The organism is uncultured Rikenella sp., assembly GCF_948810725.1.
Classification (GTDB): Bacteria; Bacteroidota; Bacteroidia; order Bacteroidales; family Rikenellaceae; genus Rikenella.
Genome location: NZ_CAQIVA010000001.1, coordinates 63,962 through 83,802, shown reverse-complemented (window position 1 = coordinate 83,802; position 19,841 = coordinate 63,962). Strand labels below are relative to the sequence as shown.

Genomic DNA, 19,841 nt, shown 5'->3' with positions numbered 1-19,841 from the left:
ATAGCGTTTGCTATTGTTTTGAGGTTTAGAAAATCGCCAATTTTCATCGAAGCCCTTAAAAGCAATGGTAAATGCCTGCGTATATGCGTGGGCATTTTCCTTGTTAGGGCTTCAGGTGTTTGGCGATACCTCTAAACCAACAGGAATGCCCACGCTTCTTTCGTGTGTTCCATATCAAGGCGGTAGTATCGCCAAAACGACTGAATATGGGCACATTTTTCTATTTCATTCTATTCGGCTTTATTGTCGCCGTTATCGGCGGCGTGTTGCAGGGCATCCACAACTCGAAGCGTCAATCCCAACCTCCTCCCAACAAAAAATACAGCCTCGGAGGTTCAATCACACGGGAACAATTATCCCATATTCAAGCAGAGAACCGTAAGCGTGGAACAGTTCTCCAACATTGTGTAGAACTCAACAACAGGGGTATTTCCTATGAAAAAATGGGGAAAATCGAAGATGCCATAGCCACGTATGAAATCAATATATCCATCGGTTATACAGCCCACCACGCATACAAACGATTGATGATATTATATCGGAAACAGAAAGATTACCACAACGAAAGACGGGTAATTATAAGGGCGTTAGAGATATTCCCAGCGGAAATGGAATACCTCGACCGGTTGAGAAAAGTCGAATATTTAATCTTAAAATCAGGTATATAATATGAAACAACTGTCCATAATTATTTTGGCCGTAATTGCATTCTCTACAAACTGTATGGCGCAGGATAGAAACAATGCAGCTCCGGCACAACTGGCGACAAAATCAAAGGAAATAAAATCGGCCTTATATTGGCAGCAAGACCGAAAAACAGGGAAATGGGAAAGCCGCAAAAACACGACACTCGTTTATCTTGGCGAGGGTGTTGCTGTCGATAATTTCAACAGCCTATTCATCGGAGAGTATGCAGGACGACGATACCTTTTTTGTGATTTCAAAGAATACAGCTGGCGTTACCCTGTTTTACAAACGGAATGGATTGTATCACGAACGATAATGGCTGCTCTTTTATCCGAAGCCGATTATAGCAGCATGAGCAATATTGAACCCGGACAGGTAATTACAATCACACCTCGATTCTATCATAAAATGTTCAAAGGCCATGCCGAATATTCATTCCCGTTTTTCCTATCGCTCGGCGAAACCCTTTGCTCGTCATCTGAAACAATGTATAAATCATACGCACGAACCAATGGCGAGGATTATGCAGAGCGTTATTGGGAATCGGAATATCCCCTGCTATACTTTATCGTATTAAAACGTATAGTCGGGTCTGACGGGCGTGATGTTGTCCGGTTCCTATTATATCCTCACGCTATGTCAGAACTCATCGACAGTTGCTATTTTGAAGTTGCTTTTGACGTTTATAAAAACCTATTTACGGCAGACAAGAAGACAAGTTACAAATAAAACTATGGGCGGCGGAACCGCCCTTTTTCGTGCCTGCATCTGCCGTTGGGAAGAAATAACCGGCGAAATAATCACGGACGTTATATGGGACAGAAAGTAATCTTACTTGCGGATGTAGAAAGTAACTTTGAAATTACTATCTTTGAGGTCAGATATAACCCGTTCAATAGCAGTTCTTTCAATTCTGTTGCTGGCTTGTTGCTCACAAAACCTCAAACAGTACACAACAATGTGGATTGCAGTAGTTTACGGATTTAATTTCACATTTTGCATCGGAAAATGATATATCGCAATTAACCGCAACGAATTAGAATCAACAATAATGAAGTCGCTGAAATTCAGCGGCTTTTTTATTTACCCAAAATCCAGTTCATAGCGATTGGATAGTGTTGTTCACCATATTTTTCTACCGTATTTCTACCGAGAAACAAATTAGGGTTTGTCCCCGATGTCACACTGACGCATTTGGCGACATGGGTGAACAATGGTTTACGTAGAGAGACAAAAAGGGAAATTAAATCTTTATGGTTTCACTAAAAATATGGAGAAAACAACATGGAAGTAAAAAGAATTTGTCAATGGTGTGGTAAACCTTTTATAGCTCAGAAAACCACCACCAATTATTGTAGTCCTCAATGTTCTAAACGAGGTTACAAACATCGAATGAAAGAGCGAAGAATGGAGCTCATTCAGAGTCAAGAATTGTTGGAGGTAAAGAAGGTGCTGGAAAATCAAGAGTACTTTACCTTTTCACAAGCAGCTAAATTGATGGGAGTTTCTCGTCAGTACATCTACAAATTAGTCAAAGAGGATAAGTTGAGAGCAAGTCGGATTAGTTCACGAATGTCTTTTATTCGAAGAACTGATATAGAACTTTTGCTTAAATCTAAACCTTATGAACGTGTGATGTCAAAAGTCGAATTTGATATTGCTGAATATTACACTGCTGAAGAAATTGCCCAAAAATACAAGGTCAACACCAAATGGGTATGGACTTATACACGGGAGCATAATGTGCCAAAAGTAAAAATCCGTCAGTTCAACTATTACAGCAAAAAGCATATTGATGCTGCTTTTGCCAAATACAAGACAGATAATGATCTGACCGAATGGTACACTCCCGAAGAGATAGAACAAAAGTATGGGATGAGTCGGGTTGCCATCCGCTCCCATGTCTATCGCAACAACATCCCGTCCAAGAAAGAACACGGTCAGATATTCTACTCGAAGCTACATTTTGACCTATCCAAGCAGACTGCCGAAGATAATGCTTCGGAGTACTACACCGTGCAGGAAGCCATGAAGAGATACAATCTCACACGGGATTCTGTCTATGGCATTCTGCAGTTCCACGAAATCAAACGTGAGAAAAAAGGTCGTTTCGTGAGATTCCTGAAAGTGGAATTTGATCATGTAATGGGTGTCAGAAAATAAGCCTAAGTCTGAATTTAGGCAGACCAGAAAATGATTCTAAAAATGAGCATTGTCTGTGTCAAGTCATTACGGACATTTGCAGCAAATCAAGTATAAACTAATAATAATTGTAACTATGTTAGAATGTAAAACAGTAACATTGAGAACACGTCCTTTGAAACATGGGATGCTTTCTTTCTATCTGGATTATTATCCGGGGTATCGTGACCAGGAAACAATGAAAACCATCCGTCACGAAGGATTGAACATTTATATTTATGCCAATCCTAAGAATGAACGTGAACGCAACTTCAATGCAACTATGTCGGAAAAGGCGGAAGCCATCCGATGCCGACGCTTTGAATCTATCGTTAATGACAGGTATGATTTCTTTGACAGGCACAAACTCAAAGCGGATTTTCTGGAATACTACCGCAAGCAGCTTCGCAAGCATGACCAAAAGTGGGAATTTGTGTACCACCATTTCTACAACTTCGTTCATGGCAAATGTACTTTTGAAGAAATTGATATTGACCTTTGTAATAAGTTTCGTGAGTATCTGCTAAATGCCAAGCAACTCAGGCGTGACGGTCGCATTTCAAAGAACTCTGCTTCCGGCTATTGGTCAACATTCAGGGGACTTTTGAAAATCCTTTATCGCAATCGGCTAATCAAGACCAATATCAATGACTTTTTGGACAAAATCGAAACAGAAGATACTCCAAAAGAGTATCTAAGTGTGGAAGAACTATACAAATTGGCAGAAACACCTTGCAAAAAGCCGATTCTGAAGACAGCATCATTGTTCTCATGTTTGACCAGTCTCAGAATCAGCGATATACTATCGTTACAATGGCATGAAATCGTTGACTTTGCAGCCGGAGGAAAATGTGTCCACACAATTACCCAAAAGACCAAGACGGAGGACATCATTCCTATCAGTGACGAAGCCCTGCAATTAATCGGCTATTCTCCGGAAAAAACCGGATTAGTATTTAAAGGATTGAAACGAAGTTGGACACAGCAACCTATGAAAGAATGGATTCGCGAAGCCGGTATTACCAAGAATATCACTTTCCACTCCTACCGAAGAACATATGCAACACTTCAAGGAGCAGCCGGCACAGACATACGTACCATTCAAAGTAATATGGCACATAAAAGTATCACCACGACACAACGGTACATGAAAGTTGTGGACAGTAACAAGCGTGAAGCCAGCAACAGAATCTCTTTAATCCGCAAGTAAGAATTAAGGTACAAATAATCTCGTTTTTATCGCTCAGAGTATGATATTTTGCTCTAAATCATACTCTGAGCATATTTTTTCTTAAATCCTGAACGATTATCCATTACAAACAGCAACTATTTGGAAATCTACATATACATTTGTCTTATTGTAAAACTCAAATAGTATCAGTTTATGACGAATAGTATTAAAATCTCTCCTCAAAGAACCAGTTTCATACTTTCAGTAAGTGTCATCCTTTACTGGGCAACAGACTCCTACTTATATCTCAGTTGTCATATCGACATGATGGAATATTCCACTCCAGTTATTCTATATATTACGGCAATGATACTCGCCTGTGGAGTACTTAAGCATTTCTTCTTCCGATTCATAACAAAGAATGAATTGAGTTTGTCTTTTGGCAAGCAAGTAAAACCTTTCCATATTGAACGGACAGAACAGATTAAGGAGATTGAATCCACATATTCTGAGGGCTGGGAGATAAATCTGGAAAAGCCAGTTGTAGAAAACTGTGTAAAACACGACTATATGGATAATTATGAAATGCGTGTCGCCGAAATTGAACGTAAAAAATCCGAAAGACAGGCAGACATTAAACGTGTCATTCATGAATACACCACCTTTGTAATGACTGAATTTCTCTCAAAAGAAAATCTTGAAATTCTGCATGAAAACATAGAGTATTTCGCACACGGACAATCTGAATTATACAAGCCAATTCGTTCAAGATTAGATAATCCCCTCCGTTCTATCGACCTGATGCACTTTGTGTGGAACATCGGAGAGAGATTGAACATTTCCCTTATAGACAGAGCTACATTCATACATTCTATGTTCACACATGAACTGAAAGATGCTTCGATTAAATATCTGGCTAAAAATCTTCGGACAAGCGGAGTTTGCAAAATAGCACTTGATATCCCTAAAACCGGAGACTATCACTTCAAATGTATGAAGAACGACCCTGAATCGGACTTAGGTTCAATCAATTAGGGTTATTCAACGCAGACTGAAATATTATTGCTTTCTGAGGTTTGTCAGCATTACATCATTGTATTGGTTTGCAGCATGTTTAACAAAAACAATGTTATATCATGCAAAAAAACAAATTAACCTTCAATGACCTACCGGAAGTGGTAGGCGAACTCTGCGAGAGAATCTCAAGTATGGAAAATCTGCTGACAGAAAAACTTCATCAGCAGCATAACGAGGTAAAAAAAGACACCCATGTTCCAATGACCGTTGATGAAGTCTGCGAATATTTAGGTATCTCGAAATCATCCTTTTATTACAAAGCCAAGCATGGTCGTATTCCAATCATCAAACAAGGAAAACACTTGTTTGTCTATCGTGATGAATTGGACAAATGGTTGGAAAGCGGGAGAAAAGGAGACACGCCTATAAGCATAGAGGAAGAACACGCCCGAATGCTTGCAACTACACGCCGCAAAGCCAATCATAAAAGCTGGTGAGTATGGAAACGGTAGCACCCATTGAAGATCTTGCCCAGGTCGCTACAAGATGGCAAGATACAATGCTCAGTTTGGAAAAGGAATACGAACAGGAGTCGGAAGTTCTGAAAATAGGCGAAGTGGCTATCGGGACATTGGGAAATTTCAGTGCATCTATAGGCAAGGCTAAAAGCAAAAAGACTTTCAATGTGTCGGCTATGGTGGCAGCAGCTTTGTCAGGGAAGGAAGTTCTTAACTACACAACGGACTTCCCTGAAGGAAAGAACCGCATCCTTTACATCGACACAGAGCAAAGTCAAAACCATTGTATGATTGTAATGCATCGTATCATGAAACTGGCAGAGTTGTCGGCTAATGAGGATTGCGACCGTTTCTATTTTCTCGCTCTACGCAAGTTCAACCCCAAGGAGCGTTTGGCTATCATAGATGATGCAATCAGTCAGATTGAGGGTCTCGGTTTCGTGGTGATTGACGGAATCCGCGACTTGGTTTATGACATTAATTCTCCGAGCGAAGCCACGTGCGTAATCTCCAAACTCATGCAGTGGACTGACGAATACCAGATTCATCTTCACACCATCCTCCACCAGAACAAAAGCGATGAAAATGCTCGTGGACACATCGGCACAGAAATCAACAACAAGGCCGAGACTGTCATCCAAATCGAGAAAGACAAAGACGACAGCAACATCAGCAAAGTGGAAAGTGTGCATACACGTTCCAAAGACTTTCTGCCATTCGCTTTTTGTATCAACGACCAATCACTTTCCGAACTTCTGCCGGATTATGTGCCGACAAAGAAGAGCGCAGGTCGTCCCAAGCAGGAACCGTTCTCCCCTTATAAAGACATCCATGAAGCCATCCATCGCAAAGTTCTCGAATTGGCTTTTGACGGAAAAGAGACGATTTCGGGATATAAGGCTTTGGAAGAAGAACTGACCACTGCCTACGAACTGGCAGGAACGAAATTTAATCACAACAAGATTGTGAAGATAATTAAGTTTCTCACGAACAAACGGATGGTGATTCAGGAAAGCCGTGGCATTTATCGGTTCATGCCGGATTACCATTATTGACTCTCCACTTGACTTTATTCTAAAAGTGTCCATTCGTATATAAGTCAAAGTCTAAGTGCAACGACTGGTTTCATGATAATCCACGGAACTGGTCGCTGCCATTGATTGGGCTTGCCCGTTGTACAGACATTATCTTGTATGGGGAGCCTAATACCCCAATCAACCAATAGGTCGTTTGAGAGTGCCAAATCTCTCAGCAAGCTGATTGGTGAGAAAAAGGCGTTATTTAAGCCTTTTATCTTTTCGCCAGCCATCGGTATGCCTTTCTCGACAAAAACGAAATTTGTATACTTAATTGCTCACAGGGCTTGCCCATTATACAAACCTTATTGAGTTAGGGTAACTCAATACCCCAAGTGATTTATCGCTCGTGAGACTTTGCCAATCCTCTGCAAGCTGAATTTGGCATTATTGCGGTTTTGGAGTGTATTTCAGTAGTGCTTTTACGAACTCTTTTATGAACCCTACTGGTTCTTTTATGAACTCTGTTGTGAACTCTGTTCTTGCTTTTAAGTGGTATCCTGGAGTAACGTCGGCCACCATAAATGCAGATACTAGATGATGAATACAGAACTATTATCCGAACACTTGCCAATTTAACGACATGAATCTGCCATATCCCAAAGGCGATTTTGCCAACCTCAAAATGACATTATAATTATTCAATATCTAATGCAGGAAGACTATTATCTTCAAATCTATCAAAGTCAGATTGGAAAAGACGATCTTGAATGATCCTGTACTTTTCAAACTCAGATTCAGCAAACTCTTTGGCATATTCGGCAGAAACTTTTCCGCCATCCTGCAATATCGGGCCATCAAATAAATTAATGAATTTGTCTATTCGCTTTGCCCAATCTTCCATTGTCATGGGTATATGACGCATTGCCATACTTTCCGCCATATCAAGCGATGCATTGACTATCCTGCCCATTTCTTCCAATTCTTTTTCTCGCAAATAGTTCTTTGCTACAGACACATCTGTTTTGACAATTTTTCCATTCGGAGCGTTTTCCCAAGTGGTCAATCCCATGTGTTCCTTATTCGCATCGGCTCGTTCGACTATCAACTCCGCAGCAGTATGCCCATGCACAGCATAGTGCATTTTGTTCTGTACTTTCTTGAAGAAAAGACGTGTTGTCGGAGTATCCTTGTTATAGTCTATTGCCGTAGCATAGATATCCGTGAGCTTCTGATAAAAACGACGTTCACTCAGCCTTATCTCCCTTATTTCGGCAAGCAAATGCTCAAAGTAATCTACACCTAAGAAAGCCCCGTTCTCCATTCGCTTATGATCAAGCACATATCCACGAATGGCAAACTGCCGGAGTACAAACGTACACCACTGACGGAACTGTGTGGCACGAACAGAATTGACTCTATATCCGACACTGATAATGGCATCAAGATTATAGAACATTGTTTGATAATTCTTCCCGTCTGTAGCAGTTACCGAGTTTTTCTCGGTAACTGAATCTTTGACAAGTTCCCCTGATGCGAATATATTTTTTAAGTGCAGTCCAATATTGTCAGTTGAGCAATCAAAAAGCTGAGCCATCGCCTTTTGCGTTGCCCAAATGGTTTCATTTTTATACATCACCTGAATCCCATCCTCTTTGCCTTCAAGCATGAAAATGAGAAACTCTGCTGTACTATTTCGTATCACTATATTTTGTGCCATAGTATAATAGTCTATAGTCCTATTTTAACAGTTGTTCGGGAATCCCGAACAACTGTATCTTTTTGTGGTTCTCTCTTCAAATATACGTTTCAAATACCTGCTAATACATATTTAGCATGATAAGAATCATGCTTTTGCAACCAAATCCAAGAAATCGCCTTTGGCTTTATTAAAACTACGCCAATCTGGTGTTATTTCATAAAACTCACACAATTCTTGATACAATTCATCTAATTTATTTCCGTCAGTAATAGACGCACCCTGTTTAACAACATTAAGAAATCCCATTTGCTCAAAAGTTATTTTGGGAAGAGTAAAAGGTAAAATCCTCTTGTTTTCCAAAGCCCAGGCAGCTCCCATTTCATTTTTACAAACATCACTCTGATTATAGTTTTCAGAAATGAAAAGAAAAATAAAATCACAATCTCTCATGTTCTCAATAATCTTTTCACGGAAATCATCTCCTGTTCTAATAGTAGAAGTATCCAAAGTACAGAATAAATCACTATCCTTAAAGCCACAACCAACTTTCAATATTTCTTTGACAAAGCCATCGACAATTGTTTTATCAGAATGAGAGTGACTAATAAAGATTTTTCTTTTACCCTTTTTAGCATCAATATACTTATTCTTTAATATGTTTGTTATAGCATTTATCGCTCCAAATTGATAGGGCTGAACACATTGATTATAAGGGCTTTTTATATTTTGCAACTCCAACATTAAACGTTGAAAGCATTCTGGTTCCGTATCTCTAATCTCTACAATTAATTGATTTATAGTATTGATTAAAGCATCTCTTCCAGGACAGCAGGAATTACAAGGTCTTCCTAACTGCATCCCATTCATGGCTTTAGCAACATTATCACATGCAATAGCCGCATTTTCTATTATTTTTTTATCCATATTGGTCGCTTTTAATGTTATATCGTAATATGTAGCGAAACATTTCTATCAAAAGAGGTTAAGCACATGTGTATTTTATCATCTTCGGCAGTATGTGCAAAATTTGCACATACTGAATCCTGCTGCAATTCAGACGACTCGAATACATTTTTGAGATGCTTAGAAACGACAGTCATATCCACACCAAAGGGTTTCATCCCTGATGATTACCTGTAATTGCTCTCCTTTTCCGAAAGATTGCATAATATAAATTGAATGCCGTTTGACATAATCCCGATTCTATATCCAGTCAATTTTTCGCTCTCTATTTATGCCCATAATACTATATTGACACATCCAATGCGTGATTAAAATCCGAATTATACTCAACAGTTGCCTTTCGCACTTCTATTTTAGGCATTTTTGTATTAAACTCTTCATCAATGTTATGGCATTGTGCTTTGATAATACCTCGACGAAGAATTGCTGGCTGTAGGCAATACTGATCAAACTCTTCATAATCAACATCTGATACATTCTGCCAGTGTGGGAACAACAACTTCATATAGGCTGTAGCTATGCGCTTTACAGCATTAAAGTCTCGCATATCTGCGTTGGAATCAAATGTTACTAGGGCATCGAAAAGCAGTCCATAAGAATTCTGGGTACGCAAAGTATGCATCAATTCCGAGAAATACTCCACGTTAATCGTCCAACCTTTAAAGATCATGCTCTTGTTGATTCGAGGTAAATACCACCCCTCAATAAAGCAGTGAAAACGATCTAATAGAGCAGATTCTCTAAAGTTCTGAGGAAGAGAATCGAAGTAACGGTATGACAACGGTCTATGTTGTTTGTTCAGAGGAATATTCCCCATTAACATCAGTCCACACTCGGAAGAGAACTCCGTGTTATCAATAGTAGTCTTACCACTTTCAAGGTATGATTTTAAGGCTGCTTGAATCTCAGCAGGTTCCTGAAATACAATGGTCTGTATCTCGTCAAATGCTGTATAGTCATGGTTCTTGATTATGCCATTTTGTTGCTTTTGCTTATCGTAAAAGAGCTTTGCCCTTGTCACCTTACCACCACTAACAAGCCAACCATATTTTGATAAATTACCAAATACATATGACTTACCTGTGCCCTTGGGCGCAAGCTCTATCACATTTAATCTGGGCTCTACAAATATTAGCAGACGAGTCAAGAACTCTAATTTTTGACTAATACATTCAAAGCCATCTGGATCATACTCCATAGCGGACAAAAGGACATCAAGCCACTCTGTTGTTGTAAAAGCTCTTCTTGCCTCTCGCAAATAGCTCATGTCAACTGACTTATATGGCTTGAATGGTTTGTAATCAACCATCTCGACATGATTTTTTTTACCATCCATATCAGGAAGGACACAAAGCTTAATAACGCCCCACTTCTCTCCATCAACCAAGTCTCCAACATGCTGATTATACACATAGTCTGGAATTTGTCCCTCGTTTAATTTTATACCTAAATCGGGAATAGCAAAACGACGAATACCTTTGACCAAATCTATGTAGATGATAAAGCGAGTGAGCAATGTTAGCTCTTGACCACTACCTAAACAATCTTTAACTAAAGCAGCCTCTTGTGGTATCACTTTATCAAGAAATGCGGTAAGAGCACCTCTATCAACCTGTCCCGTAGTATTAATATATTTTTTTAGTACAAAATCTTTAACAAAAGACGGTAGATTACGGCCTGCAAATAAACTATTAGTAGAAGCAGGATCCTTATAAATTGCCATTGAGGCAAAATAGTTCTTTATCTTATTACTAATTTCTGTTTTCATACGCATCTATGTTAAAATAGGTCTTCTTCTTCGGCACCAAAATTAATGTCAATCTGGTAATTCTGCTTTGATGAGCCAATACTTAATACAATATCTCTCGCATTTTGAACTAACTCAATGCGAGCACTCTGATATTCGTTGCCTGTAATATTGCTAAGCTTATACGATTTACTATTATAAACCACGAAAGGAATCTCATCTTTTAATCCCTTAATTTCAAATCTAATTATAGGCGCTGTCGCTGACAACTCTTTTGTAAGCAACTTAGCTGTCCATGATTGTACAGACTCTTGGTTTGATATAATGAAAATTGGAACTAATACCTCTTCTGGTGTAGCTCCTCCATGAGACGCTTGCCCGGTAGGAACTTTACCACATAACGAAGAGTGTTCTAAAGCACAAGCAGTATCCTCATTCACAACAATATACTTATTGTCAGGCGAAACACCACTCTTCTTTTTTGCAAGTCGACCATGATGATCTGATTCAAAGCCCGCTAGATTTAACCCTGCACAATATTGAGATAAATGCGTTAACCCATGGTCTGACACAATAGCAATCTTTTTACCTGCATACTCATCAATTATACTACGAATAGCATTTGTAACTACATCAAACTCTTCTAATATATATGCAGGATACTTGTTGTTGTTTTTATGAGCCAAATTATCAAGATCTCCAGTCTTTACCAGCTTGCTAGGAACTAGTTTCTCTAAATCAACCTTATTTATGGATGTCACTGTTGGTAATAATGATTTTCCAACAATGACCTCGTTTAGATAAATACCATTTTGTTTTTCAGCCTCTATAATATGTTGGACAACAGGAATCCAGTCTATACCAAGTCCATCAATCCAATAAAACACATCTATATCGTCTCTATCAGCAAGAATAGTACGCACCGTTCTATAATCTTGATACCATGAGTTAAATGCAACATCATTGGAACTATGGACAAGCAACGCATCACTAACACTCTGATCGTACTTATTAGAAAACTTTGCTTTCTTATATTTTTCAATATAATTTTCAATCCAATCTTGTGAATCAATCGGCAACACATTATTTTGCAGGTAGCAATAGAATATAGAAAAGTTTTCTCGCAGATCGCATACAGCCAAATTACCTTCTCCATACCACTTAACAGCAATTTCTTTTTCTACACTTGTGAATGGAGTCAAAAGGTTTGCAGCTGTTTTAAACCCATAATCTGTTGCGACCTTAATTAGCCTTTCCTCTAGTGTTTCTTGCGCCTCCTTTGATAATGCTCCTTTATACTTGAATATTCGCAAAACATCTAGACGAATACTTGATTGAGCTGACATATCTTCAAAGTCAAAAACAGCCAACATTAATTGTTCGAACAACTCTCGATCTGTGTAGGTGCGACAATTCTGCAATGCGGAAAACAGATAATCTGACTTATCAAACTCGCTTAAGTAGTACGTTACTAGCAACCATTTATCAAAGCTGTCATCTGTACTATGCCATGCTTTGATGAAATCTCGATAATCCTTAAGTTCAAATAAATGGAAATACTGTTTAAGAAACTTTGAAAAAACGAAATTCGTGACATCTATTTTTTCGGCCAACTCTCTCCAATGCGCATCATCACATTCCTTATACTGCACATTGCCAAAAGAAAGTTTTAATCCGAGTGTTAAAAACTTATACACATTCTCACACTTGTCAAAATCAAATGCATTATCAGGTAAAGCATTCTGTTCGTATGCATATATAGATGGTGAAGTGGAAATAATAGTATTGGCGATATCCATTCCATTTCTCCACAAATAGAGCCACTCTTTAAGGTTGTTTACAACAGTATATCTATTCTTTAAATTACGTACATCATAATCAGTACCATTAGATAATACCAAACGATAATTAAACTGCTTGTCATCAGATTTTAAATACCAAGCGAACATTTGTGGGTCATTTTCAAAATTTGAAATTTTGCTATATTGTCCCACAATAACAATATATATACGCTGATGTTTATCAAATGCGATGTTGGTACTCTGAATAGATTTTAACTTTGTGATAAGGGCATCGAATTCTTTGTGCTCAATATTGTCATAGAAACGAGCAAGCTCAGAGAAAGGAGCCACAACACAATCCTCACCGTTAATATCTCCAATATATTTCTCGATATTATTAGCCAGTTCAATACGAGATATAAACATATCGTCATATTGAGGATTCATCCACTTGTCAACACTTTGTATTTCGATATCCTTATCCGACATCTTAGAGATAAACTCGTAGGAGTCTCTAAAGTTATCAAACAATACAAATCGGACTGGAAAGCGATTTGCTGTACCAGCATTACTGCCTGTTACATTTTTGTCAGCATCAATTGCAACAAGCATATCATCTATTGTTCCAAATGACTTAAGCATCGTATTCGTTGATAAGACTAATTACTAAGCTATTATTTGTCTTTTCTATAATTTTTTCAAGAATTGCCTTTGCTATATCTGCATCTTTAATCTGTTTCACTTTGGCAATTGCAGCTGCTTTCCGTTGATTGAGTTTGTCAAATTCCGATGCAGTGTATTCAGTCCTCATGTCGTTAGCCTGCTGACGACGAATCTCTTCCTCTTGACGACGCAATTCCTCTTCTTGTCTTCTGCGCTCCTCTTCAAGAAGCTGAGCCCTCCATATCACATATGCATTGCGAGCCTCCTCTTCCGACCAATAACCAATATCGCCACCTAAGTGCTTACGCATACCGGCTATTGCCTCATCGACCTCGTCTTCTTTGAGTGGAAGACCCTTTTCTATTGCAACGCCCATTACAAATGCCGAGAAACCTTCTTTGAATGCATTAGTATGCTTTAGCAATTCCTTTAATTCAAATTTGAATTGCTTTATTTCTGCAAGCGTTTGCGACATCAAGTGAGGCTGGTTTCGGAAGTCTTTTTCAGTACTAATTTTTACAATATTATCAATTAACCCCCGCAAGTTATCAAAATTTGTTGCATGCTTTAATGACCAAAGAGGAAATCCTTTTTCAGTTATATACTCATGCGTAAGAGCCCAACGTGCATCTGTTAGACTACTAATATCATTATAACCCTTAAGCTCATTCAATCTGAAATTTTGAACGAACAATCTACACAGTTCTCCAGACTCTTTCGTCTCAAACATAAAGTTGAGAGTATTGTTCACCTTATCAGATTCCCAAGCCTGAAACATCTTAATAACAGCATCTGCAATATGAGTCGCATCGAGAGGTTTTCCATTTGTATCAAAAATCTGCTTGACATACTTACGCATTGCAAATGCAACCATACCCATACAAGCACATGACTGGAAAAGTCCAAATGGAGGCAGAGTTAATTCTTTTAGTCGCTCTACAAGATTAAAATCAGTATTCTTATTAACACTATGAAGTTTTTTGTCTATAAAATCAGCCACAAGCTTTAACGGATGCAATGGACTGATCGAAGGCTTCCACTCCAAATTCTCATCAACGCTATCTTGAAGCAATAACGCCATATGAGCATATTGCCCCGTACAACGACTACTGATATCAGTTTTAGTATTATTGGTCAATACGGTCTTGACGGTATCTCTAGCCAATTGTTTTCGCCAATACGTTGCAGACTTAGAACGAAGCAAATCATAAGAATCAGGTCCGCTTGAGAAGATTGTCGGAGCGACACAAGAGTTAATTGTAAGAGCAATCTTCAAACCAGAGCTAACACTGTTTTGATCTCTCAAAAAATAAGAGAATGTAGCTCGTTGTAGCTTTTGAACCCACTCCTTAATCATTGCATTTGCAGATGCAATGTGTGTTTCAGCTTGCTCTGTAGAGTTATGACTACGAGCGACAGAGGCATTTGCTTGATACTCTATAAATCGCTCGTAATTTGTATCCCCAAATGGTGTTTCATAAACAACAAACAGAGTGCTGTCAAAGCGGCCAATCTCATCGTTTGAGGTAGCGTTATATGCAATTTGTTTTAACTCACTTAACTCTTGAGCATTTCTAGCAAAAAGCAATGCAACAAATATTTCGTATGCAGGACAATTCTTTCGTCCTTTCTCTATTGCATTCAACAATAAATACTCATTATTATCAATTGAGTATTTTTGATATGCCATTGGTCGAGTGACTGTCGAGAAATTCATTTTCAACAGTTTGTCAGCCTCACTACCAAAGTTTATAATGCTTGAAGTATACTTGAATTGCGTCAGCTTCAACTCATTCTTTTTCGCTTCAATTTCTTTTGTGGGAAGTGAAGAGAATTGTATCGAGAATAAACCACCTGGAGCTCTTTGAATTATACTATTGTCATTCAAATAGTCAAGAATGTCTTTGAGTTTAGGCTCAATATGAGTACCAACAAATAGGCGAGCGATATTCTCTTCCGAAGGTGTTACAGTTATATTGTTTGCAATGTTATTTAGCGCATTTAATAGCAATATGCTCTTGAAAACAGCATAACACTCTGGACCGCCTTCATTCTCAACTTGCAATTTGCGCGAGTTGAAGCGTTCTGTAACGGCACCAAACTTCGACACCTTTTCATTAAACTCATCAACAACAAAATCCCACAAAAAATTAGCTGTAATTACTCGACCGTCAGCATAAGCTTCCTCATTTTCGAAAAACTCACGAATCTTTGGATTAGCACCGATGAATTCAAAGACGCTTCGAGATGAAGAGCCTGCCTCACGAGCATAATATGTTGCCAAATTCGCAGTACCAGGATGAATAGGAAACAAATTATACAAGTCTTGTTCAGTCTCCTCTGGACTATTCGAGGTGGATATTGTTGCGAATTCCTTATAAAGTTTCTCGTGTGGTCCTACAAAAGCACTGCGCTTATGTTTGTAATAGACGTCATCCTCATCAAATTTGAATTTACGCGACATAATCTTATATGCCGATACGGTCTCCATATTGTATGGCATATAGTGGTAGCGACCTTTTGTCTTTTCTCGCTCTTCTACTTGCAAATTATCCAAAGCAGAAGGGTGTGAGATAAACAAGAAATAGGAATTATTTTTAGCCATCATCATACGTTCACTGATACCCTGTAAAGTAACAAGGATTGACAAACCGAATGATGACTTAATTACATCTGTGAATTCATCCCAAAGAATAAGCAGGCCATCATATACACCTTGTGCAGCCAACTTATCTTGTACCTCAAAAATCCAGTCTTCAAGACTATCACTATGCAATGGGACAACACGATTCTGCTTGCGTAAAGCATTTTTTATATGACGAATTACCGATGTGTCACAATCGTGAAGTTTGTCAATCAATACGTCTGTCGTAGGAGCTAATGCTTTAAGCTGGGCATCCCTATCTATGACAAGTGACCAGAATTCAGAGTCCTTGTTTATATCGTTAATATAGTTGTCAAAGTCTGTTTGAACCTCAAATTCGATTCCTGCTGCTTTCAATGCATCTACAATAACTCTCTGCAGAACAAACGGCAAGTCTTCGGCTGCAGCCATATTCTCGTTGCTATACAACGATACTGGGAATAGTCGCTTCTTGCTACGCAGATTCAATATATCCGAGCGAAGCAATGCCAAAGAATCGTCCTTATACTCTCTTTCAACATACTCACGAATATCCTCTACCTTATCACATAGCAGATGTTTTAGAACTGCTCCTGCATGGCTCTTACCGCTACCATAGGTACCGGCAATCCAGAATGGTTTATGAAAGTCTGCATTGTTGTTATATACAGCATTTGTAACTTTCCTTAACACATCGTTAAACTGTCCATTTGGGATAAAGTCTCTCCAATCACCATTTTCCGGATGAATCTTAAAAGCTATAGCCGATTCACGGATTTCAATTAGGTCAGAGTATTTCGTCTTCATCGTATGAAATTTTTATTTTTACAAGTTAATTGTTTACGTCAAGCTTAAAGAATCTCACGATCTCTTCTTTAATCGTTTTACGAGCTTCTTTATCTTGCAGCAAATCCCATAGCGCATTATCTAAATATGCGTACTCCACATGGCCATTTATCGCTTTAACAGAGTTGATACAAATGGGTGAATTTATATATTGAATATGCCAGAAACCATCATTTTGTAGATGGTAGAATGGCTTATGCATAGGAGTTATATTCATTCCAATGTACAAATGATATATCTGTTTGTATAAATCAACCAATGTTTCGTAAAAGAATCTATTATTTGTACTTATCCTTTTTTCTATTGCTTCAATAAGTGCTATTATAAAAATAGGTTTTGCCAAGATCTTACGACCTCGGTAATTCCCTATATTGACTTGCTTTATTAAATCTAAATAAAAGGATAATTGCATATGACTAACTATTCTGTTAAGAGTTTCAATACACTTAAGGGATTTAATTCGCTACGCAATGATATATGATCTAAGCCCATATTAAATGTCGCATTGAGAACTGGATTTATATCACTATTTAGCGATCGTAGTTGGCTAATTAGAGTGTCTTTATCAATGCCAAATTCCCTATATATACCACATTTGTTATTATTATCATACAAATCCGCAACCCTTAATTCAGAGATATTTTTACTTTGTGCAAATTTGTATATAGAATAAGCAATAACCTCTCTAGACGCATCATTGTAGCTAGTCTTTATATATGTCTGCTTATCCTGTTGAGGCATAATACGCTCGCCGATAGGACATTCTCTAAACGTTCTAAATAGTGCATACACAATATTCTTTATGGTAGTCCGGCTATCGGTTGGATAATCGAACATTACTTTTTCCCTAACATCCGATTCTGTAAGATTAATATTCCACACTGTATTCTCTATAAACCATTTTACTATTGGAGCATTGCATGAAAGATTAACCCAGATAACTTCCCATACTAAGTCTGGCATATAAGCATATAATGCAACTAAATATGATCCAAGTTCTGTTAGCTTTCTCGATTTTGTATCATCCAGAATTTCAGCTTGTACTAACCATTTAACAAAATTAGGCAACTGCTCCTTGACGTTTAACCCATGTAGGTTATCTGAAAAATATGTATCTGCAGATGACATAAATACATCAAGCCATTCGCCATTAAATCCGAAATTATTGTATCCTGTTAATTTCATTTTATTTTTATTAGAACTAGTTTCGACTAATGAATGTGCAACGATACACCCAAATTCATGGAAATCTAAGCACTTGTGACAATGAACACATTTTTGAGCATCAATTTTAGCTTCAGGTAGAATTGCCAACGCACCTGTTGGGCACTCCACCTCACATGCCTCGCAGTTTATGCAATAAGTAGATTTGTATATTGCACGCTTAAGCAGCCCTTGAAGTGTTGGGGTTGTATGTGTATTCTTAAACGTAATTTTAAAAGCATTTCCCTTATTCTCAATAACAAATGGATAAATAATCTTCTCATATTTAATCTCTCCAGCACACTTATTTGCAGATAATCCATACTCGCATACCGCATTTAGCCATGTGAGAATATTCTTTTGAGGATTCGTTACTAAGATCTCCAAATCAGGAGTTGTTGATAGCACTTGCACAAATGAGTGAGAAGCCAAGCCTCTTCCTCCAGCACGTCTTTTCCAATTTCCTTGTCTAATATAATCTTTTTTGTCCGGAATATTGCTTTTATTTACGATTGCTTCAATTCTTGATAAAAATGGCTTAAGGCTTTTGGAAAAACATTTGCGTGAAATGCAGTCATTCCATTCTGACGAGAATGGACAAATTAAACAACCTACACGCGTCATACCATATCGATATGCAGGATTTATCGGCAAGTTATTTTTGAATAAATACAGGAATATTTCTGTCGTATTCCAATACAGAATTGGGCTAACATTCAATACTGTAAAGTGCTTTACACTCTTCCCCTCTCTATTGTATCCAGATCTACGCGTACTTTCTTCAGCACGAACACCGTCAAATGTTAGGATGCGCGCCTGTTTATTTGTTCCCTCAACTTTAAGCATTCGATATAGTGGAGCCGTCTTCATAATTGAACAGCACCAGCGATGGGTGTCCGATGGAGTTCCAATTTTATCCCAATAATTGATCACATTCTCATGATTGCGCGCAACTGAAAATTTCAATGTTGGAAACTTCTGATGGTAATACTCTATGACTTTATCATAGAGTGCTAATGATGGAGGAAGTTCATATCCTGTATCTGAATAAATAACCTCAAAAGACTCGGGAGGTATTGCACGTGTACACAGGTCAAGGACTACTTGTGAGTCTTTTCCCCCAGAAAATGAAGCCAAGAATTTATCAATTCTCGTTGTGTGATATGTCTTCTTCCCTTGCTCCCGCGCCAGTTCTAATGGCATAACATCAAAACTATCACAATCCTGCTTAACAATTGTCATTTTGCTTTTGGTGCGCTTCTCAAGATTTGCCGCCAATACTTCAAAATCAATTTGGTTGGCAGCCACTTTCTCAACAGACTTTCGAGCAGTAGAATATTGCGTAAATATATTTCGTATATACTCAACAGCCTCACTCTCCAACAAAAACATCTCATCACCAACTCTGTTTAACATCTCATTCACATCAACCGGAATAAGAGACAGAGACTCTTGTCCTGCTTGAAAAATTACGGTTGGATCATCATAGATATTTGCACCTTTAACTTCAAAAACAAATGTTCCTCTGTAGAAATATTGCTTATTGCAAGCCCACAGTAATGGCTCTTGACATCTTGGATATTGCCAACCAAATTTGTCCAACTTCAGCATATCAAGTTCTTCATAGAAAACAGGACGTGGCGACACGGGCAATGTGTCGACAGTGAAGTGCGACAACATTCTGACTCCACCAGTTTCTGGATCCCATATTATTTTATACATC

Annotated in this window: 14 protein-coding genes; 7 read left to right on the top strand and 7 right to left on the bottom strand. The window is 38.2% G+C overall.

The features are described 5' to 3' along the window. The first annotated feature begins 206 nt into the window (after window positions 1-206). From Q9S52_RS00410 to Q9S52_RS00380, 7 genes are all read left to right on the top strand, one after another. Complete coding sequence (locus Q9S52_RS00410; RefSeq protein WP_304707580.1) at window positions 207-668, top strand: hypothetical protein; 462 nt, start codon at window positions 207-209, stop codon at window positions 666-668. A gap of 1 nt (window position 669) precedes the next feature. Beyond that, the gene (locus tag Q9S52_RS00405) at window positions 670-1,416 is read left to right on the top strand and encodes a hypothetical protein (RefSeq protein ID WP_304707578.1); all 747 of its coding nucleotides are present in this window, start codon (window positions 670-672) and stop codon (window positions 1,414-1,416) included. 555 nt (window positions 1,417-1,971) lie between these two features. Continuing rightward, complete coding sequence (locus Q9S52_RS00400) at window positions 1,972-2,850, top strand: helix-turn-helix domain-containing protein (RefSeq protein ID WP_304707576.1); 879 nt, start codon at window positions 1,972-1,974, stop codon at window positions 2,848-2,850. 115 nt (window positions 2,851-2,965) lie between these two features. Continuing rightward, the gene (locus tag Q9S52_RS00395) at window positions 2,966-4,078 is read left to right on the top strand and encodes a site-specific integrase (RefSeq protein ID WP_195651864.1); all 1,113 of its coding nucleotides are present in this window, start codon (window positions 2,966-2,968) and stop codon (window positions 4,076-4,078) included. 174 nt (window positions 4,079-4,252) lie between these two features. Continuing rightward, window positions 4,253-5,074, top strand: a complete 822-nt coding sequence (locus Q9S52_RS00390; protein ID WP_304707572.1) for a hypothetical protein — start codon at window positions 4,253-4,255, stop codon at window positions 5,072-5,074. A gap of 101 nt (window positions 5,075-5,175) precedes the next feature. Continuing rightward, entirely contained in the window at window positions 5,176-5,553 is a 378-nt protein-coding gene (locus Q9S52_RS00385; RefSeq protein ID WP_304707570.1) for a helix-turn-helix domain-containing protein, read from the top strand. Window positions 5,554-5,555: 2 nt separating this feature from the next. After that, a complete protein-coding gene (locus tag Q9S52_RS00380; RefSeq protein WP_304707568.1) occupies window positions 5,556-6,629 on the top strand; it encodes an AAA family ATPase in 1,074 nt (357 codons plus the stop codon). 658 nt (window positions 6,630-7,287) lie between these two features. Here Q9S52_RS00380 and Q9S52_RS00375 read toward each other — a convergent pair. From Q9S52_RS00375 to Q9S52_RS00345, 7 genes are all read right to left on the bottom strand, one after another. Then, the gene (locus Q9S52_RS00375; RefSeq protein WP_303644624.1) at window positions 7,288-8,310 is read right to left on the bottom strand and encodes a virulence RhuM family protein; all 1,023 of its coding nucleotides are present in this window, start codon (window positions 8,308-8,310) and stop codon (window positions 7,288-7,290) included. 126 nt (window positions 8,311-8,436) lie between these two features. Beyond that, entirely contained in the window at window positions 8,437-9,216 is a 780-nt protein-coding gene (locus Q9S52_RS00370; RefSeq protein ID WP_303644623.1) for a toll/interleukin-1 receptor domain-containing protein, read from the bottom strand. Window positions 9,217-9,538: 322 nt separating this feature from the next. Further along, window positions 9,539-11,023 (bottom strand): BREX system Lon protease-like protein BrxL, encoded by a 1,485-nt coding sequence (brxL, locus tag Q9S52_RS00365; protein ID WP_303644622.1) that lies wholly within the window; start codon window positions 11,021-11,023, stop codon window positions 9,539-9,541. Window positions 11,024-11,034: 11 nt separating this feature from the next. Beyond that, complete coding sequence (pglZ, locus tag Q9S52_RS00360) at window positions 11,035-13,425, bottom strand: BREX-4 system phosphatase PglZ (protein ID WP_304707563.1); 2,391 nt, start codon at window positions 13,423-13,425, stop codon at window positions 11,035-11,037. Then, window positions 13,418-16,876: a hypothetical protein gene (locus Q9S52_RS00355; RefSeq protein WP_304707561.1), complete on the bottom strand. Its 3,459-nt coding sequence runs from the start codon at window positions 16,874-16,876 to the stop codon at window positions 13,418-13,420. Before Q9S52_RS00355 ends, pglZ begins: the two co-directional genes overlap by 8 nt. 25 nt (window positions 16,877-16,901) lie before the next feature. Further along, window positions 16,902-17,327: a hypothetical protein gene (locus Q9S52_RS00350; protein WP_304707559.1), complete on the bottom strand. Its 426-nt coding sequence runs from the start codon at window positions 17,325-17,327 to the stop codon at window positions 16,902-16,904. Between the two features lie 8 nt (window positions 17,328-17,335). Continuing rightward, window positions 17,336-19,840: a phosphoadenosine phosphosulfate reductase family protein gene (locus Q9S52_RS00345; protein ID WP_304707557.1), complete on the bottom strand. Its 2,505-nt coding sequence runs from the start codon at window positions 19,838-19,840 to the stop codon at window positions 17,336-17,338. Window position 19,841 lies beyond the last annotated feature (1 nt).